Annotated in this window: 23 protein-coding genes; 10 read left to right on the forward strand and 13 right to left on the reverse strand. The window is 47.6% G+C overall.

Annotated elements, in window-relative coordinates; all coding sequences use genetic code 11:
* The first annotated feature begins 228 nt into the window (after nucleotides 1–228).
* A complete protein-coding gene (locus IRJ16_RS06115) occupies nucleotides 229–1,035 on the forward strand; it encodes a hypothetical protein (RefSeq protein ID WP_194110640.1) in 807 nt (268 codons plus the stop codon).
* Nucleotides 1,036–1,117: 82 nt separating this feature from the next.
* Here IRJ16_RS06115 and IRJ16_RS06120 read toward each other — a convergent pair whose 3' ends face one another.
* From IRJ16_RS06120 to IRJ16_RS06155, 8 genes are all read right to left on the reverse strand, one after another.
* On the reverse strand, nucleotides 1,118–1,936 hold the full coding sequence (locus IRJ16_RS06120; RefSeq protein WP_194110641.1) for a hypothetical protein: 819 nt from the start codon (nucleotides 1,934–1,936) through the stop codon (nucleotides 1,118–1,120).
* A gap of 31 nt (nucleotides 1,937–1,967) precedes the next feature.
* Nucleotides 1,968–2,777, reverse strand: coding sequence for a hypothetical protein (locus tag IRJ16_RS06125; protein WP_194110642.1), 810 nt, complete (start codon nucleotides 2,775–2,777; stop codon nucleotides 1,968–1,970).
* Nucleotides 2,778–2,923: 146 nt separating this feature from the next.
* Nucleotides 2,924–3,412, reverse strand: coding sequence for a hypothetical protein (locus tag IRJ16_RS06130; RefSeq protein ID WP_194110643.1), 489 nt, complete (start codon nucleotides 3,410–3,412; stop codon nucleotides 2,924–2,926).
* A 77-nt stretch (nucleotides 3,413–3,489) separates the two neighbouring features.
* Entirely contained in the window at nucleotides 3,490–4,473 is a 984-nt protein-coding gene (locus tag IRJ16_RS06135) for a glycosyltransferase family protein (protein ID WP_194110644.1), read from the reverse strand.
* Between the two features lie 59 nt (nucleotides 4,474–4,532).
* Nucleotides 4,533–5,168 (reverse strand): porin family protein, encoded by a 636-nt coding sequence (locus tag IRJ16_RS06140; RefSeq protein ID WP_194110645.1) that lies wholly within the window; start codon nucleotides 5,166–5,168, stop codon nucleotides 4,533–4,535.
* A gap of 126 nt (nucleotides 5,169–5,294) precedes the next feature.
* Nucleotides 5,295–5,717 (reverse strand): DUF5990 family protein, encoded by a 423-nt coding sequence (locus IRJ16_RS06145; RefSeq protein ID WP_194110646.1) that lies wholly within the window; start codon nucleotides 5,715–5,717, stop codon nucleotides 5,295–5,297.
* A gap of 62 nt (nucleotides 5,718–5,779) precedes the next feature.
* The gene (locus IRJ16_RS06150; RefSeq protein ID WP_194110647.1) at nucleotides 5,780–6,634 is read right to left on the reverse strand and encodes a UDP-2,3-diacylglucosamine diphosphatase; all 855 of its coding nucleotides are present in this window, start codon (nucleotides 6,632–6,634) and stop codon (nucleotides 5,780–5,782) included.
* Between the two features lie 260 nt (nucleotides 6,635–6,894).
* Nucleotides 6,895–7,419, reverse strand: coding sequence for a DinB family protein (locus IRJ16_RS06155; protein ID WP_194110648.1), 525 nt, complete (start codon nucleotides 7,417–7,419; stop codon nucleotides 6,895–6,897).
* A 97-nt stretch (nucleotides 7,420–7,516) separates the two neighbouring features.
* Here IRJ16_RS06155 and IRJ16_RS06160 point away from each other — a divergent pair, with 97 nt between their 5' ends.
* On the forward strand, nucleotides 7,517–8,764 hold the full coding sequence (locus IRJ16_RS06160; RefSeq protein ID WP_194110649.1) for an NHL domain-containing protein: 1,248 nt from the start codon (nucleotides 7,517–7,519) through the stop codon (nucleotides 8,762–8,764).
* A gap of 77 nt (nucleotides 8,765–8,841) precedes the next feature.
* A complete protein-coding gene (locus tag IRJ16_RS06165) occupies nucleotides 8,842–10,128 on the forward strand; it encodes an IPT/TIG domain-containing protein (RefSeq protein WP_194110650.1) in 1,287 nt (428 codons plus the stop codon).
* Here IRJ16_RS06165 and IRJ16_RS06170 read toward each other — a convergent pair whose 3' ends face one another.
* A complete protein-coding gene (locus tag IRJ16_RS06170) occupies nucleotides 10,129–10,848 on the reverse strand; it encodes a YjjG family noncanonical pyrimidine nucleotidase (protein WP_194110651.1) in 720 nt (239 codons plus the stop codon). It lies immediately after the preceding gene.
* 143 nt (nucleotides 10,849–10,991) lie between these two features.
* Between IRJ16_RS06170 and IRJ16_RS06175 the strand changes: the two genes are divergently transcribed.
* The 7 genes from IRJ16_RS06175 to IRJ16_RS06205 all read left to right on the forward strand — a co-directional run bounded on the left by IRJ16_RS06175 (nucleotide 10,992) and on the right by IRJ16_RS06205 (nucleotide 21,709).
* Nucleotides 10,992–12,662 (forward strand): ArnT family glycosyltransferase, encoded by a 1,671-nt coding sequence (locus tag IRJ16_RS06175; RefSeq protein WP_194110652.1) that lies wholly within the window; start codon nucleotides 10,992–10,994, stop codon nucleotides 12,660–12,662.
* Between the two features lie 25 nt (nucleotides 12,663–12,687).
* Nucleotides 12,688–13,188, forward strand: a complete 501-nt coding sequence (locus tag IRJ16_RS06180) for a GNAT family N-acetyltransferase (protein ID WP_194110653.1) — start codon at nucleotides 12,688–12,690, stop codon at nucleotides 13,186–13,188.
* A 51-nt stretch (nucleotides 13,189–13,239) separates the two neighbouring features.
* Complete coding sequence (locus IRJ16_RS06185; protein WP_194110654.1) at nucleotides 13,240–16,836, forward strand: T9SS type B sorting domain-containing protein; 3,597 nt, start codon at nucleotides 13,240–13,242, stop codon at nucleotides 16,834–16,836.
* Between the two features lie 69 nt (nucleotides 16,837–16,905).
* Nucleotides 16,906–17,589, forward strand: coding sequence for an HAD family hydrolase (locus IRJ16_RS06190; protein ID WP_194110655.1), 684 nt, complete (start codon nucleotides 16,906–16,908; stop codon nucleotides 17,587–17,589).
* Nucleotides 17,590–17,687: 98 nt separating this feature from the next.
* Nucleotides 17,688–19,658 (forward strand): beta-N-acetylhexosaminidase, encoded by a 1,971-nt coding sequence (locus IRJ16_RS06195; protein WP_194110656.1) that lies wholly within the window; start codon nucleotides 17,688–17,690, stop codon nucleotides 19,656–19,658.
* A gap of 319 nt (nucleotides 19,659–19,977) precedes the next feature.
* The gene (locus tag IRJ16_RS06200; RefSeq protein WP_194110657.1) at nucleotides 19,978–20,622 is read left to right on the forward strand and encodes a class I SAM-dependent methyltransferase; all 645 of its coding nucleotides are present in this window, start codon (nucleotides 19,978–19,980) and stop codon (nucleotides 20,620–20,622) included.
* Nucleotides 20,623–20,659: 37 nt separating this feature from the next.
* Nucleotides 20,660–21,709, forward strand: a complete 1,050-nt coding sequence (locus IRJ16_RS06205; RefSeq protein ID WP_194110658.1) for a phosphotriesterase family protein — start codon at nucleotides 20,660–20,662, stop codon at nucleotides 21,707–21,709.
* Nucleotides 21,710–21,712: 3 nt separating this feature from the next.
* On the opposite strand, the gene IRJ16_RS06210 is transcribed toward IRJ16_RS06205, so the two are convergent.
* The 4 genes from IRJ16_RS06210 to rsgA all read right to left on the reverse strand — a co-directional run bounded on the left by IRJ16_RS06210 (nucleotide 21,713) and on the right by rsgA (nucleotide 24,657).
* Nucleotides 21,713–22,618, reverse strand: coding sequence for a DUF4349 domain-containing protein (locus IRJ16_RS06210; RefSeq protein ID WP_194110659.1), 906 nt, complete (start codon nucleotides 22,616–22,618; stop codon nucleotides 21,713–21,715).
* The gene (locus IRJ16_RS06215) at nucleotides 22,615–22,953 is read right to left on the reverse strand and encodes a nucleotide pyrophosphohydrolase (protein WP_194110660.1); all 339 of its coding nucleotides are present in this window, start codon (nucleotides 22,951–22,953) and stop codon (nucleotides 22,615–22,617) included. The genes IRJ16_RS06210 and IRJ16_RS06215 overlap by 4 nt, the downstream gene beginning before the upstream one ends.
* Before the next feature lie 189 nt (nucleotides 22,954–23,142).
* Nucleotides 23,143–23,601, reverse strand: a complete 459-nt coding sequence (gene dtd / locus IRJ16_RS06220; RefSeq protein WP_194110661.1) for a D-aminoacyl-tRNA deacylase — start codon at nucleotides 23,599–23,601, stop codon at nucleotides 23,143–23,145.
* A gap of 135 nt (nucleotides 23,602–23,736) precedes the next feature.
* Complete coding sequence (rsgA, locus tag IRJ16_RS06225) at nucleotides 23,737–24,657, reverse strand: ribosome small subunit-dependent GTPase A (protein WP_194110662.1); 921 nt, start codon at nucleotides 24,655–24,657, stop codon at nucleotides 23,737–23,739.
* Between the last annotated feature and the right edge of the window lie 23 nt (nucleotides 24,658–24,680).

The raw sequence follows: 24,680 nt of genomic DNA on the forward strand, positions 1-24,680 counted from the left end.
TGAGCTGGCACAGTGTTGAATTGGTTTAACGTCTCGCTTCCCCGCTGGAGCGGGGTCAGGGGTGTGTCCTCCGTTTGCAAAGTTGGCGAAAGGACACACCGCTTTGAATGGTTCTGCTACGATGTTCGCTCGGTGCTTCCCCGCTCAAGCGGGGAGACTTAGGTTTATCATTTCCATCCGCCAAATATTTTTCACACCTTAGGCTTTACCAAAACCAAAATATCCCACATGAACCTAAAAAGCCTACTGATCCCCGCGATAGCCTTGACCACCCAAATTGCCACAGCCCAAAAACTACCCTCGGTACAAAAAGAAAGCGTTTACGCTCCTGCCAATGTTAAGATCGATGGAAAACCCAACGAGTGGAACGGCAAATTCCAGGCTAAGAATGATGCGACCTTGCTCACCTACGTGATGAGTAACGATGAAGAAAACCTTTACCTCACCCTGCAAGCCGATCATAAGATCCCGCTATACAAGATATTTTTTGATGGAATATCTTTGACTATCAAAAGCAACAAGAACACAAAATTGACTCCGCTTAAGCTCACGTACCCCTTGATCGTTAGGGCGGACCGAAAAAACATAGTGACCCCACTTTTGAATAAGCTGGCCAGTAATGATAGCGTAGCGACTGTGGTCAATACTGCATTGGGACAGTCGGCCAAAACAATTGCGTTGCGCGGTTTTAAAGATATAGCGGATCCCGACGTGTCTGTATATAACGACTTGGGGGTGAAAGCGGCTGCACAGGTTGACAATATCCGTCTGCTGACCATCGAATATTGTTTACCACTTAAATATATCAGGCATCTGTCAGACGAAAATTCCGGATTCGATTACGAGATCACGGTTATTGGTAATGAGTCACTGGTTGCAGCCCGCGCCGCTGAGGCTGCTAACGGCAACTCTGCTCCTGTGACTATTAGTAACAACGGAGGCATACGCGAGGTTGTTACCACGGGCGGACCAGGGCCTGAGTATGTTAACCCCACGTATCTTAGGACCACCTATAAACTGGCGAAGAAACCTTGATACACTAAAAAGCCGCTGCCGGGATAACCCGAACAACGGCCGGTCGATGTGAACTGGTTTAAGCTTAAAATTAACTGATCTATTATTTTTTGGCTAAGGTATAGGTGGCTTTCAGATCTGTAGGGCTAAATATATCGCCGCCGACCGGCGAGATGGTGACAGACATTGGTGCGCCACCACCGCCGCCGCCCGAAAACGAAGCACCGCCACCGCCTATTGCAGAGCCGGCTACCACGACAGAGTTCTTCTCTAACTTAACGCCATTGACGATGATACTATAGTCGAATGTTGATGTGGCATCCATCAGGTGCTTAATGTATTTCAGTGGCACCTTATATTCAAAGGTCATGGTACGGGTAGCGTCCACCTCTACGGCAGCCTTCAGGCCAAGATCATTGTAAACAGATACATCAGGGTCGGTGATCTCGTCGATACCTTCAATGGCTATCTTTTTGGCCGATTTGCCGATCGCCTGGTTAACAGCGATCATTACGCTATCTATGTTATTGTCCTTATCGCGCAGCGGGATCACAATGTCGCTGCGCTCGGTCACGGTTACCAGCGGGTAGGTGATACGCACGGGTTTCGCATTTTTGTCGACCTTGTTTTTTACCAACAGACTGATGCCGCCATGAAAGATCTTGCCTAAAGCCGCCGTCCCCTCGGCCTGGATGGTAAGATAAAGGTTCTCGTCATCGTTACTCATTACGTAGGTGAGTAGCGTGGCGCTGTTTTTTGCCTGATACTTGCCGGTCCACTCGGTCCCTCGTCCATCGATCTTGATCCCTACGGGCGCGTAGACAGATGCTTTTTGTACAGCAGGTAGTTTTTGTGCCGATGCATATAAATTACCTAATAAAAATATACTTACCAGGGCAATTGGGGTTGTTCTCATTTTCATGTTGATGAGGTTTAAATGGTGTATGGATATTTTACTTGCTTGCTAATTTGTAGGATGCCTTCAGGTCCGTCGGGCTGAACATATCGCCGACCGGCGCACCGGCCAAAATGACCATGCCACCACCACCGCCACCTGTTGGCGAACCGGAACCGGTGATCGGCGCGCCGACAGACACTCCAGCTCTCTTCAACTCCCCACCGTTCACAATGATGCTGTAATCGAAGGCAGAACTTTCATCCATCAGGTGCTTGATAAACTTAAGCGGTAGTTTGTACTCGAAGGTCATAGTGCGGGTATTATCTGCCTGTGCCGCAGCTTTGATGCCCAGATCGTTGTACACAGAGATGTCCGGGTCAGCGACCTCAATAAGGCCGGCTATGTTGATGGTTTTGGCCGCTTTGCCCAACAGGTCATTTGTGGCTGTTGCGGCCGCGTCGGCATTTTGGTCTTTATCTTTCAGGGGTGATATAATGCCAAGGCGCTCGTCCGTGGTTACCAGTGGATAGGTGATCTTAACAGGCGCGATCGCTTTATCTTTCTTGCTTTTCACCACCAGCGATATCCCGCCAAAAAAGATCTTGCCTATGGCCGGGGTTTGATCGGCCTGAATAGCCAGGTAAAGGTTCTCTTCATCATTGCTCATTACGTAGGTAAGCAGTGTGGCGCTGTTCTTTGCCTGGTACTTGCCGGTCCATTCGGTGGGTTTGCCGTCTATTTTAATATCGGCAGGCGCGTAAAAGGACACCTTTTGCTCTGACGGTAATTTTTGCGCAGATGCAGTAAGCGCTACTGCTAAAGTTGCCGCCGCTATCAACAATGTGGTTAATGTTTTAGGTTTCATTATCGTGGTGTTTCGTTATTTGATGTAAGGATAACGAACGCAATCTACGATTATTTCGTAGAAATTACGAAATAATCGTAGATTGATATGTAACGATATTGTGGTGAGGCTTAGAAGTTTATTATTGAGGTCGTAGCACTAACTAACTAACTAATTGAAATGAAGTAAACTTTCCTGACTATCCATTTCCTTTTCTTCTTTTCTAATAAAATAATGTTTTCCCCATGGCCGGCACCTCTTCGGAATGTGTACACGCCACATACGGCCATTCTACTATTTTCTGAATAAATTACGGGTGAGAAGAGCACATCGCGAACATACCCGCCGGTCACATTAGAATGCTTTTTTACAAACTCAGTATTGATCGGACCGGTCATTACCTTCGAAGTGTCAATACTTTTCAAGAATGCTGTCCAATCATCGTTCAAAGTATCCCGAACATGTAATTCCATTCTAAGGGGATCTTGAAAATATGCTTGATTCAAAGTTCTTTTAGAAGAAAACTTAATAACGTTAAACTTCTTTCCATAGTAAGCCATTACTGTTTCATAAACGCTAATGTTCTCATCTTGTGCCATTGAGGAGGCTGCGCATATTAGTAATATGACCATGAAAAGAAATTGTTTGATCGGCATGTTGCTTTTTTATGTAGCCTGTGATTTCCAGGTTATAAATAATTTATTCCTTTGAACATTACCGACCTGTCAACTGATCAACGCGCATACTTCTTCACCATCGCGTCAACGATCTGGGCCGTCTCATCGGGAAAGTTAACTTTGATATTGTTGGGGGCGGAGAGCCACTTATCCAACTCGGTACTAAAATGCTGGTCGATGGAATGTACCACGGGCACGCCTAAGCGGGATGCAGAGAGCGCATTGCATTGTTGCTCGTACTGGCCACGCATAGGTATCATCATCACCTTTTTACCAAGGAACAGCGCCTCGGCCGGGCCTTCAAAGCCGCCACCGGTAAGCAGTCCCTGCCCTGTAGCCAGGCTTTTATTAAAGCCCTCGTTATTAACAGGAATGATGTTGACGTTACCATCGCGATAGGCAGACTTTGCCCGCTTACTAAACACGTTCCACTCTACGGCGGTCTTTTTTAGGTGCGATGCCAACAGCTTATCATCGTAAGCCGGCAGATAGACCGTGTAGTGATCCTTATTGTCGGTCTCCATGGCGCGGATCTCACTACGGATGACGGGGGTATGGATAAAATCATCGTACCGCTCAAAATGGAAGCCGATATGATGCGTGGTAGGCGAGTAATGCTTAAAAATGAGTTCGGCAAAGCGGGAATGCCCTACCCTTGGGGTTTTAGGCGATACGAATGAGCATTGGTGGCTCAGCGATACGCAGGGGATCTTCTTCAGCTTGCAGGCCCAGGCACTTACGGGTTCAAAATCGTTCACGATCAGGTCGTATTGCTCCAACGGGAGGCTTTTCATGTCCCTGATCAGCCGTGGCAAGTTCATTAACTTGACCGTAGCCCAGTTGTCGACCCCGCCTTTGTTGCCAAAAACAAAGCTAAAACCATGAAAACGATATTTGAGTGGTTGCGATAGGCCCACCTCGGCCTCGGTGCCGCTGATGAGCAGGTCCAGATCGCCATACTGTTGCAGCAGAGGTACAACCTCGCGCGCACGGCTAATGTGGCCGTTGCCTGTTCCTTGTATGGCGAATAATATCTTCATCAGGTGGTAGTACCCGACAAAGATATTATTTGCGATACAAATTTGTCAGCATCAAAAAATTAAAACAGATAGCCTACTGTAAGAGCAAAGCCGCTATTCTTTTCGCCGGTATTATAGGCTTCTTCGCTGGTGTGCTGGAAATCGGTGATGTAATGCAGTTTTATGCCCAGATCTTGGTTAAACTTATAACCTGCCCCTAAGTTGGCACCTACTATTACTTTACGGGCACCTTCGCTGCTGGTGCTGGTGTTAGTGGCCGTTTGGCTGCCCATAGACAATGTCGCCGTTGACTTTTGGGACATAAAAAATGCCGCCTGCGGTCCTACGAATAATGAGATGGCCGGATTTACCTTAAAATCGACCAGTAATGGTACATCGATGTAGTTTACACGGGTATCGCCCTTAATGGTCACACCGTTAATAACTGTGTTGATGTTACCGCCTTTTTGCGAATACAATACCGCTGGCACAAAGGCGATCTTATTAGCTACGGGAATTTCGGCAAAGATACCGCCCTGAAAACCCGGACGGTAGTCGTAGTTAATAGTTAGTCCGCCAGCGGTAGCTGACCCCATTGTGGTTAAATTTAACCCGGCTGTAAGACCAACGCGTGCTTTTGAGGCTTGTGCAAAGGTTTGGTTGCCCGCTACAGTAGCTACACAAGCTACCACGAGCGAAAAGAAAAGTTTTTTCATGAGTGTGGTTTATAAGTCTAAGGGGCGCAATATAGGCGATCAAAATTGAAATGATCAGGCCTGCTGGTATTTACTCAAAATTAAATTTAAGTACCTAAGCGCTAATTTTTTATCAAATAAGATGATCTACACTTTTGCTTGCCAACCGGCAAAAGGCTTGGGTGTTGCGTAGGCCGGGCCGCCATTTTTGGCTGTGCCTTGTATGGTCGTTAATAAAACTGCTCCCGTTTGTTGTGCTTCGGTCACCTGGGCGCGGGTGATGCCTGTTAACGGTACTTTAACGCGGCCGCCGCTTTGGCTATGATCACCGGCATATTGACCTAACCCAAGGTAAAAGAAACGGCCACCCTTAGGGCCTTGCACGTAAGGGCCTTTAAAGTCGGGCAGATCATCGTCGCCTTTAACCTCGATGGTCAGGTCGAAATAAAGATCCTTGCCTGCCGAATGTTGCACTTGATCGACGGTGTAATTACTGCCGCTACCTTTTTGCAGTGCATAAGTGAAATTTGCGGGAGGGGTTTGCAGGATGACGTGAAGATCGATGTGCATGATGATAAAAAACGGTGTCGGATGACATGGTTGAGTTTATAGTCTGCAATATACCAAAAAACTCAATGTGTCTCCTGCCTGAATTTTTCCAGCAGGGCGTTCACGTTCAGCTTATCGTCCAGATTCTCAGCGTCGGTCTTGTCGTCGTCCTCTACCTCGGTCTCAAAGTCTTCGGGGCGGTACTGAAAGATCTTCCATTGGCCGTCGTGATATTCTAAAGCTGTAAGGCTTTCTACCCAGTCGCCGCTGTTGAGGTATAGTACCGAGCCGTTATTTTCGGTCGAGTTGATGTTGCGGATCTCGGCGTGGTGGATGTGCCCGCAGATCACATAGTCGTAACCCTTGTCCACAGCCAGGTCGGCGGCGGTCTGCTCAAAAGCGTTAATGAATTTTACGGCGTCTTTAAACTTAGCCTTTACCTTTTGCGAGAAGCTCATTTTTTGCCGCCCCATTTTGGTGAGGAACCAGTTAGCCACGCTGTTGATCAGTATGAGCGTATCATACCCCACCGCGCCCAGTTTGGCCAGCCATTTAGAGTGCTGCATAGTCACGTCGAACACGTCGCCATGAAAGATCCAGGCCTTTTTGCCGTCAACATCCAGCACCAGCTTATTCATTAGTTTAAATGCGCCCAGATCAAAGTCGGCAAATTTGCGCAGCATCTCGTCGTGGTTGCCGGTGAGGTAGTAAACGGGTGTACCCTCGGTCACAAATTTCATAATGCGGCGCACCACTTTCATGTGGGTATCGGGCCAGTAAGACTTGCTGAATTGCCAAATGTCTATAATGTCGCCATTGAGGATAAGCGCCTTGGGTTTAATGCTCTTCAAATACTTGAGCAACTCCTTAGCGTGGCAGCCGTAGGTGCCCAGGTGCACGTCGGATATGATGGCTATATCAACTTCGCGTTTGGCCATTATACAAAGGTGGATAAAATGCCGGCGGGGAAGGATCTCCGGCGGGTTACATGTTCTGGAAAAGGGCGGCGATCACTCGTCGTCATCTATCTCATCGGTCTTAACATCGTACGGACTTATATAAAAAATACCTACAAAAAGCAGCAGCCCTACAACAAGCAAATAATCAAAATGCATCAGCTATCAAGTTTTAACAAAGTTCACGGTCTCAAATTATTATAACGTTAAGACTGAGTTAAATATCAAAAGTTGCAGTTGTATCAAAATTTTTTTTCGATGCGCTTTAATTGCTTCAGGTGATGGTTCAAATGTATGCGGATGAACTTAAGCCATTGCCCGGCACTAAGCATCCCCAAACGCGGGTGAGCTACCCGGCCATCGTTCTCGAGGTTAAGCATCAGCGCTACCATAGCATCCAGCCGCTGGCGGCATTTGATGATGTAGTTACGGGCCTCTTCTTTACTGATCTTGATCGCCGGCATCCGCTCGGCAACCTTAGCAGGTTGCTTGGTTCGTATCCCCGGCGGGAACATGCCAAAGAACAGGATGGCTTTCCCCAACCAGTTGGCGCCTTTATTGGTGGGCTTGCAGGTCTTTTGCGTACACCGCTCCAGCGCAATGGTAGACCCCAACGTAGCCTGCATAATGTGCGAGTATACCTCGGCGTATGACCAGCCGCCGCCGGGTGGGGTTTCGGCGAAGCGCTCATCGCTCACCTTGTCTATCCAGGCACGGTAGGTATCTAAAACAGCTTCGGTCTTTTTGCGTTCGGCGATGATATTCATGCTGGTAAAGTTAACAGGATCGGCGAAAAAATGTGTTCGGTAATTTGCAGATGCTAAAAATATTTGCTATCTTTACATTAGCTATACTTTAACACAAATGAAGATACCTAAACTTATTATCCCTGCTTTATTTGCGACCGCTACAATTTTCGGTGCCTGTAAAAAAAGCAACATCCAACCGATATCAGGAGAGCAAAGTCCCGCTGTTAAACTTTTGGCTGGCGTTACCCCATCTAAAGGTTTGCCCCGTAGCGTAGTCACCATTACCGGGTCAAATTTCAGCACAGACAAAACCAAACTCGATGTACGTTTTAATGGTATGGCCGCCACCGTCTACACGGCCACTGCTACTCAACTGGTCGTTGGTGTGCCACAAACTGCATCTACAGGAAAAATAACAGTTACGTCGGATGGGGTTACGTCAACATCAGTCGCCAACTTTACCGTCACCGGTGCTACGCAAAGCACCTGGCAAAAAACAGGCAGTCTATATGCCGCCGTAGATCCACAGGGGAATATATACACTACTTATGGCGGAGATGTGTATAAAGGAAATATAGCTACCCCCGGCAGTTTAACAATATTTTCAAATTCCACTACACCACTTAAATACCTAAGAACGATAGCGACAGGTGCGTCAGGCGTAGTTTATGTGGTCGAGTGGCAACGTAATTCGATCATAAAGTTAAGCAGTACGGGCGCTGTTTCTGTATTAGCAGGGGGCGGCTTGGCCGGCCATCGCGACGGACAGGGCACGGCGGCTGGATTCGCGGGGCCGAACGGCATCGCGGTAGATGCGGCAGGCAACATTTTTGTCGCAGACTATTCTACGATACGCAAGATCGACCTTTCAGGCAATGTAACTACATTTGCCGGTTCTATGCAGCAAGGTAACGTGGATGGCGCGGGCACCACAGCTCGCTTTAGCGAACTGACCGGGCTAGCTATAGATGCTGCCGGAAACCTTTTTGTAGCTGATAACAAAAACAAAAATATCCGTAAGATCACCCCTAACGGAGTGGTATCTACAATTGCGGGCAGCGGCAGAACTGGATATGATGATGGCCCGGCAGCGACAGCAGCTTTTGGATACCCTCAAGGATTGGCTGTTGACGCAGCAGGCAACATCTTTGTGGCTGATTACGATTATCCGCTTACATCAACCATTAGGATGATCAATACAGCCGGCTATGTAAGCACCTTTTTGCAGGGCAATACCCAAGCTGTCGCCAACGGACCGATCAACGCTTCGTCCACCTATTTTTCGGATAGTGTTGTGTTTGATGTGGCGGGTAATATGTATATCTCTAACCTGGGTGTGGTAAGCAAAGTGGCTTTTAATTAGTGCCATTGTTGTAAAAGACCTATTTACTTTTTCGGAAAATTTATCTTTGGGACAGGGGAACTTAAACCTTTATTAAAATGAAACTACTTAAAACGATCCTATCAACGTGCGTGCTGTTAGCCGCCATGGCCGGCTGTAAAAAAAGCGACTCTGTGATCAGCGATATTAAGATCCCTCCTGTCGTCATCACCCCGGCTAAACCATCAATAACTTCAACTTCGCCAACTAAGGTCTTGCCAAATAGTACTTTAACCATCACCGGGAAAAATTTCCCTACTGCTACCGGTAAAGTGGCCGTAAATTTTGGATCTGTTGCAGCAACCGTCGCCTCGGTCAGCTCTACCCAGATCGTAGTACATGTTCCGGCAGCCGCAAAGTCCGGCCCTGTGATCACCATCTTAGATGGCTCGGCCATGGTAGCTGCCCTTGATGTTACCGTGCTAAGCGGTACCCAAAGCGCATGCGACTATACCCGTTATGTGGAGTATTTTGCATCAGATGCTTTAGGCAATGTGTATAATGATAGCAATAACAGTATCTACGTTAATAACCCGTCGGGTGTCAGCTCGCTGTTTATCCGCTCTGTTGCCGGCACGCCGGGCGAGTTTGCAGTTATATCGGGATTGGCATTTGATGCATCGGGAAATGTGTACTTTGCAGATCGTGCGAAAAACAAGATATTTAAAGTAACCGTGGCCGGCGTAATATCAACTTTTGCAGGCACCGGCGTGTCGGGTTTTGCCGACGGACCAAGTACCACCGCGCAGTTGGCAGCCCCTTCCGGCTTAGCTATTGATGCCTCGGGGAACCTATATACAGCAACTAACGCACGGATACGTAAGATCAGCAATACGGGTGAGATAAGCACCCTTGCAGGCCAGGCGCTCAGTGGCTATGTGGACGGACCAGCGTCGGTTGCCAAATTTGGAGCGGTCTATTCCATCGTAGTGGATAAAGAAAATAACATACTGCTAAGCGATGCCACTAATCATGTCATCCGTAAAATAACACCTGCGGGTGTTACATCTACATTTGCAGGAACCGGCGCAGATGGCTGGGATGACGGCACCGTTAAAACCGCGACCTTTAGGTGGCCGCAAGGTATGGCATTTAACGCCAATGGCGACCTTTTTGTAAGCGATAACTACTTTAACCCGGGCCGTGCCAGCAAAATAAGGATGATCAATAAAGCAGGGTTAGTGACCACATTCATGAACGGCGATTTTAGTACGCCTCAAGTGCTGCCCGGCCCGCTGAATGTTGCGTCGGTCATGTTCCCTAATGGATTAGCATTTAATGCGGCGGGAGATATGTACATAGCCCAAACAGGCAACGGTTGCCGTACCATAGTTACTTTTAACTAACTATAGTAAAATAGTTAGTTCCTTTAAGCCTGTTATCTGCATCGGCACGCTATCAGGCTTTTCGGCATTGTAAGGGTTAAAAAAGATAGCATCCATCCCAAAGTCGAGGGCTCCCAGCACGTCGGCTTCCAGGCTGTCGCCTATCATCAGGCTCTCGGCTTTGGTAGTGCCGGCCAGATTAATGGCGTGCTGAAAAATGCCCGGGTCGGGCTTGTTAACGCCCACCAGTTCGGATATGATGACGTGGGTAAAATACTTGCCAATATCACTGTTACAGATCTTTACATCCTGCGATTCTTTAAAACCATTGCTGATGAGGTGCAGGGTGTACTTGCCGCTTAGATATTCCAGCGTCTCGTGCGCATGCGGGAACAGGTTAGTTTTGGTTGGGCAAAGCCTAACGTAGGCATCCTCAAAACCATGCGGTATCACATCGGGGTGAACGCCCAGATCTAAAAACGTTTGCTTAAAGCGGGCCTCGCGCAAGGCTTGTTTAGTGATGTTGCCCAAATGGTAATCGCGCCAAAGTTTGTGGTTATTGGCGGTGTAGGTCTCAATAAATGTATCGGCCGAACTTAAACCGATATCGTTCAAGCGGTGCAGCACAAATAACTCATGCAGGGTCTCCTCGGCGTTCTTGTCAAAATCCCAGATGGTATGATCAAGGTCAAAAAAAATGTGTTTGTATTTTGAGGAGATGTCGAATTTCGGATGTTCCATTTCGGATGTGTGCTTATTGCGGACGTATCTTATTCGGATAGATCCTGTCGGCAAAGCTAAGGATAGTGGCTGAAAACCATCGTCCTAAAAATCTCATTTCATCAACTCAACAAAACTGTGATCGCCCTATCTTTACCGCCACTATGGACCGACCACAGAACGATACTTATTACAAATGGCTCTACATCCTTATTGGCATGGCTGTGCTGGTGAATTTTAGCGGCCTGTTCGTTACCATTATTGGTCCCGATGGTACGTTCTACGCCACCATCGCCAAAACTATGGTGCAAAAGCACGATTATGTAAACCTGTACGTAAAAGGCGCCGACTTTCTGGATAAGCCCCACTTCCCATTCTGGGTAACGGCGGCATTTTTTGAGGTGTTCGGGTTCGTGACCTGGGCTTATAAACTGCCGGGTATCCTGTTCCTGATGATGGGCGCGGTTTATACTTACCGCTTCGCCAAGGATCTTTACAACAAAGAGATCGCCCTATGGTCGGTACTGATCCTGCTGACGGCCGAGCATATCATCATTTCTAATAACGATGTGCGTGCGGAACCTTACCTTACCGGGTTGATCATCGCGGCTATTTATCACCTTTACTTGGCCCACACCCGCAATAATTATTGGCATATCCTGTGGGGCAGCATCTTTGCCGCGCTGGCCATCATGACTAAGGGCATGTTCGCTATTATCCCCATCGGTGGCGCTATCGTGGCGCAATTCATCTTCACCAAACAATGGCGGGCGCCATTTCACTTACGCTGGTTATTGGCGATAGTGTTAACGCTGATCTTTATCCTGCCCGAGGTGTATTGCGTGTATGCGCAATTTGACCTTCATCCCGAGAAATTGGTGTTCGATAAGCACAATGTATCGGGTGTGAAATTCTTTTTTTGGGATAGCCAGTTCGGGCGGTTCTTCAATACCGGCCCTATCAAAGGCAGCGGCGACCCGTTCTTTTTTGTGCATACTTTGGCCTGGGCATTTTTGCCATGGTCGTTACTGTTGTTCGCGGCTATCTATCAGTCTATTAAGCAACAAGTAAAAAATACAGCTAACGCGCAGTGGTATTGTTTGGGTGGAGCACTGCTGACGTTCCTGGTGTTCTCGGCTTCCAAATTCCAGTTGCCGTATTATTTAAATATCATTTTTCCGCTTTTCGCTATTCAGTTGGCGGCTTACCTATATACCCTACAAAATTCAAAAAGTAAATATTGGGTGCAAAATGTGCAGTCGGTAGTGATGTTGCTGATGCTAATAGTTGTCGCCGCGCTGCAATATTATTTCAGGCCGGAGGCTTTAGCCTGGCCGGTAGTGGTAATCATGGGCTTGCTGATGGTGCTGGCCATGTCTATCCCGAAACACACCCGCGTGGGCGAGATCCGCAAAGTGGCCATCCGCACCACCATTGTTGCCTTTGTGGTCAACCTGTATTTTAACCTGGCTTTCTATCCGACGCTGTTAAAATATCAGGGCGGCAGCGAGGCGGCTGATTACATCAATAGCATCAATACCAACAATTACCCAGTTGCGCAAACCGGCGATGTATATAGTTTCCCGCTTGACTTTTACATCCGTGGGACGCTGAAAACTATCGACCCCGTAGGCAACGGCCCCCTGCCGCAAAAGCCTTTCTACCTGGTAAGTAACGCCCGTGTTTTAGGTGATCTTGTCAAACTGAAAGGCTGGCAAATGGAGGAAGTTAAGTCGTTCGATACTTATTGGATATCTATGCTTAAGACCGCTTTCCTTAACCGGACTACCCGCCAAGCTGAATTGGAGACCATTGTTGTTGTACTGGTGAAATAAGGTCGCCCCTAACATTATTAAGATCATGCAAATTCGTAAAGCTACCATAGCCGATATCCCTGCCATTATGCAGGTTGTTAAAGAAGTTATCCCCGTGATGCGCGCCTCGGGTAATTTTCAGTGGGATGATAAATACCCTAACCCGCAAGTTTTTGAAAGCGACATAGCCGCCGATCAACTTTGGGTGGCCAATGTGGATGGCGACCTTGCAGGTCTTGTTGCCATTACTACCGAGCAATACCCCGAGTACGCCCAGGCGGGTTTGGATATATCGCAAACCGCTATTGTGATCCATAGGTTGGCTGTTAGTCCGCGGTTTAAGGGTAAGGGGGTAGCCATTAACCTGGTGCTACAGGCCGATGCGGTGGCTAAGGAACGTGGTATCGATATCCTCCGCATTGATACCAATGCCGAAAATAAGATCGCGCGGAATCTGTTCACAAAAGCGGGTTACGAGTTCAGGGGCGAGATCACACTACAGTTCCGCCCGGGGCTGAAGTTTGTTTGTTTTGAGAAGTTGTTGTAGGAAATTTGGCGGGAATTTGGTATATTTACTGTACTGAACTTTGTCATAGTGTTGCGTTACTTTACCCTTTTCTTCTTCCTTATCGCCTGGTTTTCTGCCCGTGCGCAACGGGATATGGATCTGCATTTAGATGGCGTTGTATTAAGCGGAAAAAATGTGCTTAAAGTTAGGCGCTATCTTAATGAGCCTTATTTGTGGGTACTTGCCGATAATAACGAGGTTTTTCGCGTGAACACTTTAACACGGGCTGTGGAAGACCTTACCGGCGCCTTTAGTACCTATGCGGCCGGGCAAGAGTTTATTGATATTGCAATAGTAAATGCTAATGTGGCGGTTGTAGCTACAAGTACGCGGCTGCTGCATTACACTGCCGGATCTGTAAAGGTTGTCGGTGCCGCCGAAGGCTTGTCGGGCGTGATCAATTCTATCGCCTTTGATCTTTTCGATTATTGGAACGCCAAAGTTGTATTAGTTGCTACCGACAAAGGTATGGACCGCTATGAAACTGAGCTGAGCAAGGTAACCCGAACTGATGTTTATAACAACGCCCGCATTTTTGAAACGAGTTACCGAAACCTGATGTACGTTAATAACAGGATCTGTGGTTGCGACTACAACGATGTTACTACCCGGAGCGTGGATATGAGAGAACACGGTGGTGGTTGGGCAGGCGAGTTATGGAAAGGCGGGGCCTTTGGCAACGAAATAAAGTCGGCATATTTTTCAAGAGCAAGTACTGGTTACTTCCATGGGACATCCGGTTATAATGTTAATGAGTTTTGGGCTACAGAAAAAGGGCTTTTTCAATTGTATTTTGATCAGTCGAGCAGATTGTATTCGCCTTACAAACATTTTTTTCAAGGCCAGTCGGTCACAAAGATCACATCGATATATGGTTTGTTGCCGTTCTATATAAACTCCTCAATAGAGGGGGCACAGGAAAATATACTTGTTGGCACCAAGAATGGTCTGTACTTTAGTGATTCCCGATTTTTGAGAAGGGAGAATGATTTTTCTTTTTTCTATTGCCAGGAATTAGGCGATAAGTCTGTTAACGATATCAGTGTTAATATTGCTGAGTTAAGCAGGTCGGCATCGTCTTACGTCCCGGCTGTACGTTGCGAAGATGGTATATGGGTTGCGGCCACCGACGGGCTTTACTTGCTTCGCCCCGACTATGCGCCATACAAAAAAAACGAGAGGTTAAATATGCTTGGTTTTAATATACAAAGCGGAGTAGCAGAAATGCAAATATGCGGCGATACCAAGATCTCCTTAGCGATGGGTTCCGATCCGGATCTGTTCATAAAATGGTATAAGGATGGCGTATCGATAACAAACGAAAGCGACATTACATACACCATAACCCAAGCCGGTGAATACTATGCAATACTGACAGACCCATGCTCGGGTATTAGCAAGGAGACTAATCACCTTAAAGCTACACTGGGTACAGCACCAACTTTTACCTTCAATTATCCGGATAAGCTGAATTATTGCGAAGGGTCGGTAGCCACGTTAACCGTCGACGATAAACCGGGCTATAGGTATCGCTGGTATAACCAGGGAATGCTGGCCTCTAATAACACACCTATCCTAAGCACCACGATGCCGGGTAAATACCGGGTAGAATTGACCGCTTGTACAGATGGTTGGGTATCATCTAAAGAAGTTGAAGTGAATTTTGTAAAAGTGCCCGTACCGGTCATCTCTGCCGATAAGCCGGCCTATTGCACGGGCGAGCAAGCTACGTTAACAGCAACCGCTCCCGTTGTTTCGGGTGGTATCGTTAACTCGCAGCCTTACCAATATCAATGGTATAGGGATGGCGTGCAAATATCGGGTTCTTCGGCAACGATAAGCACCTTACTGCCCGGTAAATACAAAGTCGACGTTACCGCCTGTGCCGGTAATACCAGCACCTCTGCCGAGTTTCAGGTCTCGTTCATTAATATCACTACACCGGTGGTTACTGCAAATAAGCCCTCTTATTGCATTGGCGATCAGGCCACGCTCTCTATCAACTTTATTAATGATGGTACATATACTGTTAATTGGATGCTGGACGGCCAGGTTATTGTTGCGGACAGGAACAAAACCAACATTAGCACTATCCGATCTGGTAGCTATACCGTAAGCATTACCAGTAACCTAAGTAACTGTGGTGTAACCTCGGTGCCGCAGGTGGTGTTTTTTGATGGCACGGTACCTACGTTCACATTTAACTATCCGGATAAGCTGAACTATTGCGCGGGTTCTACCGCAACCTTAACTGTGGATGATAAGCCAGGCTACAGGTACCGATGGTATAAAGACGGTGTGTTGAATAGGAATAGTACTGCCACGATGAATACCTCTATTCCCGGTAAATATAAAGTAGAACTGACCACCTGCTCAGACGGCTGGGTACCGACAAAGGAAGTTGAGGTCAGTTTTATAAAAGTGCCGGTACCGACCATCGCTGCAAATAAGACCGCCTACTGCGCAGGCGAACAAGCTATACTTACAGCGATCGTGCCTAATGTACCGGCGGGCATTGTTAACTGGCAGGCTTATCAGTACAAATGGTTTAAAGATGGGGTGGCCCTCAGCAGCACTTCCGCAAATATCAGTGTGACCCAACCTGGCAGGTATCAGGTGGAGGTTACAGCATGCTCCGGCAATACCACCTCATCAGCCGAGTTCCAGCTAAATTTTATCAATATCGCCACTCCGGTTATCGCGGCGGGGAAGCCTGCTTACTGTATTGGTGATCAGGCTACGCTATCGACAACGTTTGTCAACGATGGTACTTATACGGTCGAATGGCTGCGCAATGGCGTGGCGATCCCTGCCGAGCGCAATAAGCAAAGCATCAGCACTACAATTGCAGGTAATTACATGGTAAACATCACCAGCAACCTCACCAACTGCAGCCAGGGGTCAGCAGTTTATGCGCTGAGTTTTGAGACACCGCCAACGATCAGGATAGACCGTGTGATCAACACTACCTTATGTAGCGGACAGACCGTTGATCTGAAAGCCACCTACAATGGCGGCTCGGTTTTATGGAGTACCGGCGAAACGGCAAGCCAGATCAGCGTTAAAAATTCGGGCACTTATACGGCTGCCGTAAGTACGCCTGGCGGCTGCAGCGTTAACGACAATATCAATGTCCAGTTTTTAGCTAACCCGGTGCTGAATGTTCCCAATGCCACATTATGCCGTTTCACCAACGAGAAGATCACGTTAACCGCGCCGCCCGGATTTGCCAAATACGAATGGAATGGGCAGACGGGCACGGTCGAGTACACTACAGGTACGCTTGGTTCGGTCACCTTAAAAGTTACTGACATTAACGGTTGCACGGCATCGCAAACGATCACCGTTACGGGCAAGTGCAAAGACATTTACATCCCCAACGCCTTTACACCCAACGGCGACGGCATTAATGACAAATGGCTGATAGCCGGCCTTGAAGGCGACCCGACCGTGAATGTGAAGATCCATAGTCGTACCGGCACCCTGCTGTTCCAAAGTCAGGGTTATGCTACACCGTGGGATGGTACCCACCGCGGGGCGACTTTGCCGGCCGGGGTTTACTATTATGTTATATCGGCCAAAGGTTCAGACCAATTATTGAGCGGCGCGATCACCATTATCAGATAGACCGAAGATAAAACACCCCACCTTTGCGCCCGTTTTAGTATCATTGCATCTGAAAAACCAGCTACTGTAATGGATATTAAAGTTATAGCCTTTGATGCCGATGATACCCTTTGGGTGAACGAACCTTACTTCCGCCGTACCGAAGAAGCTTTTTGCGAGCTGATGAGCGGTTATCTTTCCCTTCGAGATCTGGAGCGCGAGTTGCTGAAGATAGAGATAGCCAATTTGCCGCTGTACGGTTATGGCGTTAAAGGTTTCGTGCTTTCGATGATAGAGACCGCCATGCGTGTATCGCAAAAGACCATTAGCATTGATGTGATCGAGCGGATATTGGAATTGGGTAAAGCCGTGTTGGACGAGCCGATAGAACTACTGGACGGTGTAGAAGAAGTACTCCGCACCCTCAAACAACAATACCGGCTGGTAGTAGCCACCAAAGGCGACCTGCTGGATCAGGAGCGCAAGCTAAAAAAATCGGGCCTGGGGCATTACTTTCACCATATCGAGATCATGTCTGAAAAGGACGAAGCCAATTATCAAAAACTGCTTCGCCACCTGGATATCCAACCACAGGAGTTGTTGATGGTGGGTAATTCCCTAAAATCAGATATATTGCCGGTGCTGAGTATTGGCGGTTATGCCGTACACGTGCCGTACCACATTACTTGGGCGCACGAGCAGATAGAGCATACCATAGAGAACGAACGCTTTAAAAGCGCCGAGAATATTTTGCAAGTACTGCAAATGTTGTAACATAAATAAATAATGTCATCCTGAACGCACTGAAGGAACTTCTCCATTAGGACGAGCGGCCTCACAGATAACGGTCAGGTGTCATCAAACAAAATATCATGAAAAAATTAACCCTTTTCATTGCAACCGCGTTCATCGCCCTTAATTCGGTTGCGCAAAGCGACAATAGCGAACTGGCGATCATTCCCCGTCCGGTTAAAATGGGCCGTACAGTTGGTAGCTATCTGCTTAAAAAAACGGTTACCATCTCCCTGACCGGCAACGGCATCAAAGCCGTAAGTGATCACCTGACCGACCGCTTTAGCAAGGTTGGTATCTACGCTATCGTAAGCAAAGCTACTGCCTTGCCTGCCTCTATTAAATTAGTGGTCGACGCGCAACCCGACCGCACCCTCGGCGACGAAGGTTATACCCTATCGGTAACCTCATCGGGCGTAAGCATTCATGCCAATAAGCCACAGGGCTTGTTCTATGGCGTGCAGACACTCTTTCAACTGATGCCTAAGCAGATCGAAAGCGTGGACAAGGTTGGCGATATCCGCTGGACCATCCCTCACGTGCAGATCACCGACTATCCGCGTTTTGCCTGGCGCGGGTTGATGTTTGATGTTACCCGCCATTTCTTTACAAAAAACGAAGTGAAGCGATTTATTGATGACATGGTGCGCTACAAATATAACCTGCTGCACCTGCACCTGACCGACGACGAAGGCTGGCGCATCGAAATAAAAAGCCTGCCACGACTGACCGAGGTTGGTGCCTGGAACGTGAAAAAGGTAGGCGATTTTGGCACTTTTAGTCCTCCGCTGCCTGATGAGCCGCGTAATTATGGAGGTTTTTATACGCAGGATGATATCCGCGAGATAGTAGCTTATGCTAAAGATCGTTTTGTGGACATTATGCCCGAGGTTGATGTGCCGGGCCATAGTCTGGCGGCGATCGCGGCCTACCCCGAACTTTCGGCTACGCCGGGTGCCGACCAATACCGTGTACGATCTGGAGAGAAGATCATGAACTGGGGCAGCGATGGTATGACCGCGCTGATCGATAATACCCTTAACCCGGCCAGCGAGAAGACCTACGAATTTTTAGAGAAAGTGGTAAGCGAAATAGCGCCGCTATTCCCTTTTAAATACATACACATGGGCGGCGACGAGTGCGCCAAGAACTTTTGGGAAAAGAGCGATGCCATTAAAGAACTGATGGTACGCGAAAACCTGAAAGACATGGAACAAGTACAAGGCTACTTTGAAAAACGCCTGGCCAAGATTGTTGAAAGCAAGGGCAAAAAGTTTTTAGGCTGGGACGAGATAGTAGAAGGTGGCGTAGGTACTAATGCCGCCGTAATGAGCTGGCGAAGTGTGAAAAAAGGCATTGAGGCCGCTAAATTGGGTCACGAGGTGGTGATGAGTCCGACCGAATTCGCTTACCTCGACTATATGCAATCAGACAGGGTGATGGAGCCAAGAGTTTATGCCAGCCTGCGTTTAAATAAGACCTACATGTTCGAGCCGCTGCCGGACGGGGTGGATGCCAAGTTGGTTAAAGGTGGCCAGGCCAACCTGTGGACCGAACAGATCTACAACATGCGCCAGGTGCAATACATGATCTGGCCGCGCGCCATGGCCGTGTCCGAATCGGTATGGTCGCCAAAGGCTAAAAAGAATTGGCCTGAGTTTTTTGGCCGTGTTGAGAAACATTTCCCGCGATTGGATGAAGCGGAGATCAAATACGCCCCAAGCGTTTACGACCCGGCATTTACGCCATCCATCGCGCCTAATAATGAGTTGCGGATAGAATTATCTACGGAAATTACCGGGCTGGATATTTATTACACTTTTGATAATTCGTTCCCGGACAGGTTCTATCCTAAATATACCGGGCCATTGATCGCGCCAAAAGATGCACGCCAGTTAAGGGTGATCACTTATCGTGGTAAAGAGCCGATAGGCCGTTTGGTAAGCATGCCGATAGAGGAATTGAACACACGCATAAAACGCACGCCAACACCAGTGCCACTGAACGTAACGCCGGTAAATCAGCCGCCGGTTACGCCGCCAAAAAAATAGTAAGAATACCAGTTAGAAAATAATGACCGGGTTGTAGCTGTTTTTGTTAATGACCTTAACATTGTGCGCATCGATAAGCCGATCGGTGAAAATGGTTCCGCCTTTCATGGTAAACTAATGTAGGGATACCGTTAAGATTGATAAAAGGCAGAACCATCGGCTTAAAATAATGTTATTTGTACTGATCGGCTAAAAATTAAAGTTGTGTGAATGTTACACTTATGTTTGCTTGATCTTGGTGTTTTAAATATATTTGGGTGTTCCTTAACCCTAAAGGCTACACCGGCTACAATAAAGAAAAACATAGTCCCATTTACCAATGGATGATAAAAAACTTTACGTACACTATGGTTGCGGCCAATGCGCCCCGCCCGAATGGAAGAACTTTGATGTTTCGCCTACCCTTCGCATTCAAAAAACACCGGTGTTAGGTTTCTTGTTAAAGAACGTATTAGGTCAAAAATTTGACAAAAATGTAAAATACGGCGATGTGACCGAAGGCTTGCCCGGCATTGCCGATAATTCGGTAGACGGTGCCTATTGCTCTCACGTGCTTGAACACATGTCGTTAGAGGATTTTAGGCTGGCTATTGCCAATACCTACAAAATGCTGAAACCGGGTGGTGTGTTCAGGCTGATCATGCCGGATCTGAAGGTTTTGGTCGACGATTACATTGCCGATAAAGCCAAAGGCGACAAGGATGCATCTATCCGTTTTATAAAGCGTACCATTATGGGTATGGATAAACGCCCGTCGACGGTTTTAGGTCGAGCCAAACAGGCCTACGGCTATCTGGGGCATCTTTGGTTATGGGACGATGAGGCAACCATAAACGAGTTAGAAAAAGCCGGCTTTAAGAACATCCGCAAGATAGAATTTAACGACTCGCCAGATCCGATGTTTAAACTGGTAGAGAACGAAAAACGCTTTGAACTTTGCGTGAAGTTAGAAGCTGTGAAATAACAAACACAAGTCATTTTACAACTTAAAAGAGCCGGATATGTACAAAAAGCTTTTTCCGACTCTTTATTTTTTAGGACTGATCATCCTGACGCTATCGGCTTGCGTATTGGCCCGCAGCCGAACCAACCATCGTGTGATGACGGTGACAGGTTATCCCGATGCAGCCACGCTCGGTCTGATGTTGCCGCACGAGCATATCTTCACTGATTTTAGCGGAGCCGAAACAGTAACCCCACGATACGATCGCGAAGAAGCTTTTCAATTCGCGCTGCCATATCTAAAAAAGCTAAAGGCATCGGGCGTGAACACTATTGTCGAGTGTACGCCCAATTATATCGACAGGGACGTTGCTCTACTAAAACGGCTTTCGGAAGCATCTGGGCTTAACATTATCACCAATACGGGATACTACGCCGCCGTCAACTTTAAATACCTTCCTAAACATGCCTATACCGAAACCGCCCAACAATTGGCCGGCCGCTGGATAACAGAATGGCGAGATGGCATAGCCGGCACGAATGTTCGACCGGGCTTTATCAAATTAGGTGTTGGGAATGCCCCGCTCGCTCCCATCGAGCGTAAACTGATCGAAGCAGCAGCCATCACACACCTCCGTACCGGACTAAAGATATACATCCACACCGGCGATGGCAAAGCTGCCGTAGAAGAAGCCGATCTGTTGCAAAGCAAAGGCGTATCGCCTTCAGCGTTGATCTGGGTGCATGCCCAAAATGATGCTACCGGAGTTTATCAACAGCAATTGGCACAGCGCGGGGTCACCATCAGTTTAGATGGTTACAGCCCGCAGCAAAAGGCCAAGTATATCGGGCATCTGAACCAATTAAAAAAGGCCTCGTTGTTACACAAGGTGATCTTATCGCACGATAATGGTTTCGCGGTCGAACTGGAGGATGGCAAGATCACGTTCAAAGCATTTGGCGGACAAGCGGGCGACATCTACACATCCATCCAAACCGACCTGATCCCCGCATTACTAAAAGCAGGCTTTGATCAGCAAGAGATCGACCTGATGACCAAAACCAACCCGGCTAAAGCGCTTACTATCGAGGTGCTGATGGCTAACTAAAATTTACGCCGATGCCGAGGAACGCCTTTTACGCCTCCATCTTTTGAACAGCAAGATCAAAATAGCAATGATGATCATGACAGGCCAAAGCCCGATAATGCCAAAGAACAGACCTTGTAGTAATTCCCAGCCATCAGATAGCGCGCGCTTGAATTTATATCCAGCGCCATAGCCTTTATCTGTCGGGTCGGTGCTTTTGGTATAGAAGGTAATGTCCAGGGTACTGTAGGCAACTTGTTTGCTCAAGTAATTTAACTGTCCTTGTTGCGATTCTATATCGCTCCTTATCTCGGTCAGCTTGTTCTCTACCTCCAAAACATCACTCATTTTGTTGGCTTGTTTAAGTAAGGCCAGGTAACGTTGCTCTAAAGCCTTTTTATTTTGCAGGCGGGTGCTCAGGTCGATGTATTGCGCGGTCACGTCCTCTGTGCTGATGTTCTTACTATCGATATGCGCGGCAGCGTTAGACACATCGCTTAAAAACGTTTCAAAGGCTTTGCCCGGAATACGGGCGTTGAGTGTATATTCCTTACGACCTTCTTCGCCGTCGCTGGTCTCACTTTCCTGCGCTACGTAGCCTCCTGCTTTTTTTAAGGATGCGATGATGACCGCACGGCTCTCTTTTACATTAGCCGACTCAAAGCGGATGTCACCTGTCTTGATCACCTTTTTGGTAGTGTCTCGCACTTGTTGCATCGGAGGCGGAAAGCGGACCTGATCCACGATCGGTTTATTGGCTATAGCCGAGTTATCGACCACCTTATTGGCCTCATCGGCCGCATAGTCCTTAGCAAGGGCGTCTGGAGAGGCAGAAATCTTCATGGTCTGGATCTCTTTATCAGTAGAGCCACTACAGCTCACGCAAATAGTAAAGGCAAATATGCCGACAAACAAAGCGATGTTTCTCATACTGTTCGGGGTTTTAGTTTATCATTATTGCGGTGCCTGTCGGCATCGCGGATACTCTTTTTCTCCAGGTTCTTTTCCAATGCCTCGGTGAGATTTATGCCGGTCTGATTAGCCAGGCAGATCAACACAAAAAGTACATCGGCCATTTCATCTGCCAGGTTAACTTCCGTATCCGACTTTTTAAATGATTGCTCGCCGTATCGCCTTGCCATAATGCGGGCTACCTCGCCAACCTCCTCCATCAGGATGGCGGTGTTGGTCAGTTCGTTAAAATAACGGATGCCGGTGGTCTTTATCCAATTGTCTACTGTTTGCTGGGCTTGTTCAATGGTCATTATATGTGGGTTCTCTAAATAGCACTAATTTTTTCGAATGGGAGCGAATTACACGAATTTCAAAAAACTCTTATTCCGAATTAAGGCCCGATCTGTGAATTACTACCAGCAAATATCGGTAACGAATATATAACTAAATGCTTAGTTGTATATTGTGTAAATGATCTTAAAAAATTGATAAGGGTAAAACTAATGGTTTTCACGGTCCTTTGTATCCATCACAATGGTCACCGGCCCATCGTTTACCAAAGCTATCTTCATGTCCGCACCAAATATTCCTGTGGCGACAGGCTTGCCGATCAACTCGCTAAGGGTCTGTATCATCTCTTCATAAAGTGGGATGGCTTTATCAGGTCTGGCCGCCCGGAGGAACGATGGTCTATTACCTTTCTTAGTATTCGCAAAAAGTGTGAACTGAGAGATCAGTAAAATATCGCCTTTAACTTCAGCCAATGCTTTATTCATCAGCCCATTCTCGTCCCCAAACACCCGCATGCCAACTATCTTTTGGGCCAGCCATTGCAGGTCTTCGGTAGTGTCGGCATCCTCGATACCTAAAAGGACCAAAAAACCAATACTGATCTGGCCGGTAATATTATTATTAACAGTGCAGGAGGCCTGCGAAACTCGTTGTAGGATAGCGCGCATGGGAAAGACAAGATTATTAAAAAGAGTGAAGAATATAGAGTCAAGATGCAAGAGTAAAGTAAATGCTCAAAAAATGCAAGATCAGAACGTAATGCTTCTGTCTTGTTTCTTGACTCTATATTCTTGATTCTCTTCTCAAGCGCGTGTGTCGTTCCCGTGATAGATGCTCAGGTAGCTTTCGTAACGGGAAATATCGATCTCGCCTTCCTCTACGGCTTCCAACACGGCGCAGCCGGGTTCGTTCACGTGGCGGCAGTTGTTAAAGCGGCATTGGTTAAGGCGGTCCCGCATTTCGGGGAAGAAGTGGCTTAGCTCGGCTTGCTCTATGTCGATCACACCTAACTCGCGGATGCCGGGGGTGTCTACAATAAAACCTCCGCCCGGTAGTTGGTGCATCTCGGCAAAGGTGGTGGTGTGCATCCCTTTGTCGCTCCAGTCGGATACCTCGCCTGTGCGGATGTCCAGATCTGGTAGCAGGGCGTTGATCAGGCTGGACTTACCCACGCCGGAATGTCCGGAGAATAGGGTTGTTTTACCGGTGATGAGTTCAGTGATCTGATCGATATTAGTTCCTTTTAAAGCTGAAACCTCGTAGCAAGGATAACCGATCTTTCTGTAGATGTCCTGGTATTCTGCCAATATCTCTAAGCCCTCTTTACTGAAAAGGTCCAGTTTATTAAATACCAGCGCGGCGGGAATGCTGTAGGCCTCGGCAGTGACCAAAAAGCGGTCGATAAACCCTAAAGAGGTACGTGGCGAGGCCAAGGTCACCACCAAAAATGCCTGATCCAGATTAGCTGCAATGATCTGTGCCTGTTTGGATAGATTGATGGATTTGCGGATGATATAGTTGCGACGCGGGTGAAGGTTATTGATCACGGCGTTATCGCTGCCGGGTTCAAACTCGATGTCCACCACATCGCCAACGGCAACGGGGTTAGTAGTACTAAGCCCTTTTATGCGAAACTTACCTTTAATACGCGCTTCCACACGGCGGCCGTCGGGTAGTTGTACTTGGTACCAGCTTCCGGTAGATCTGATGATGAGTCCCTGCATGGGTGGCAAAATTACGGAATTGG

This window comes from Mucilaginibacter myungsuensis (assembly GCF_015222005.1).
Taxonomy (GTDB): Bacteria; Bacteroidota; Bacteroidia; order Sphingobacteriales; family Sphingobacteriaceae; genus Mucilaginibacter; species Mucilaginibacter myungsuensis.

Coding starts and splice junctions, on each gene's coding strand:
- rsgA (WP_194110662.1), bottom strand. CDS start 24,657: ATGCAGGGACTCATCATCAGATCTACCGGAAGCTGGTACCAAGTACAA.
- IRJ16_RS06140 (WP_194110645.1), bottom strand. CDS start 5,168: ATGAAAAAACTTTTCTTTTCGCTCGTGGTAGCTTGTGTAGCTACTGTA.
- IRJ16_RS06160 (WP_194110649.1), top strand. CDS start 7,517: ATGAAGATACCTAAACTTATTATCCCTGCTTTATTTGCGACCGCTACA.
- IRJ16_RS06120 (WP_194110641.1), bottom strand. CDS start 1,936: ATGAAAATGAGAACAACCCCAATTGCCCTGGTAAGTATATTTTTATTA.
- IRJ16_RS06195 (WP_194110656.1), top strand. CDS start 17,688: ATGAAAAAATTAACCCTTTTCATTGCAACCGCGTTCATCGCCCTTAAT.
- IRJ16_RS06155 (WP_194110648.1), bottom strand. CDS start 7,419: ATGAATATCATCGCCGAACGCAAAAAGACCGAAGCTGTTTTAGATACC.
- IRJ16_RS06145 (WP_194110646.1), bottom strand. CDS start 5,717: ATGCACATCGATCTTCACGTCATCCTGCAAACCCCTCCCGCAAATTTC.
- IRJ16_RS06170 (WP_194110651.1), bottom strand. CDS start 10,848: ATGGAACATCCGAAATTCGACATCTCCTCAAAATACAAACACATTTTT.
- IRJ16_RS06125 (WP_194110642.1), bottom strand. CDS start 2,777: ATGAAACCTAAAACATTAACCACATTGTTGATAGCGGCGGCAACTTTA.
- dtd (WP_194110661.1), bottom strand. CDS start 23,601: ATGCGCGCTATCCTACAACGAGTTTCGCAGGCCTCCTGCACTGTTAAT.
- IRJ16_RS06150 (WP_194110647.1), bottom strand. CDS start 6,634: ATGGCCAAACGCGAAGTTGATATAGCCATCATATCCGACGTGCACCTG.
- IRJ16_RS06210 (WP_194110659.1), bottom strand. CDS start 22,618: ATGAGAAACATCGCTTTGTTTGTCGGCATATTTGCCTTTACTATTTGC.
- IRJ16_RS06190 (WP_194110655.1), top strand. CDS start 16,906: ATGGATATTAAAGTTATAGCCTTTGATGCCGATGATACCCTTTGGGTG.
- IRJ16_RS06135 (WP_194110644.1), bottom strand. CDS start 4,473: ATGAAGATATTATTCGCCATACAAGGAACAGGCAACGGCCACATTAGC.
- IRJ16_RS06115 (WP_194110640.1), top strand. CDS start 229: ATGAACCTAAAAAGCCTACTGATCCCCGCGATAGCCTTGACCACCCAA.
- IRJ16_RS06180 (WP_194110653.1), top strand. CDS start 12,688: ATGCAAATTCGTAAAGCTACCATAGCCGATATCCCTGCCATTATGCAG.
- IRJ16_RS06205 (WP_194110658.1), top strand. CDS start 20,660: ATGTACAAAAAGCTTTTTCCGACTCTTTATTTTTTAGGACTGATCATC.
- IRJ16_RS06175 (WP_194110652.1), top strand. CDS start 10,992: ATGGACCGACCACAGAACGATACTTATTACAAATGGCTCTACATCCTT.
- IRJ16_RS06200 (WP_194110657.1), top strand. CDS start 19,978: ATGGATGATAAAAAACTTTACGTACACTATGGTTGCGGCCAATGCGCC.
- IRJ16_RS06130 (WP_194110643.1), bottom strand. CDS start 3,412: ATGCCGATCAAACAATTTCTTTTCATGGTCATATTACTAATATGCGCA.
- IRJ16_RS06215 (WP_194110660.1), bottom strand. CDS start 22,953: ATGACCATTGAACAAGCCCAGCAAACAGTAGACAATTGGATAAAGACC.
- IRJ16_RS06165 (WP_194110650.1), top strand. CDS start 8,842: ATGAAACTACTTAAAACGATCCTATCAACGTGCGTGCTGTTAGCCGCC.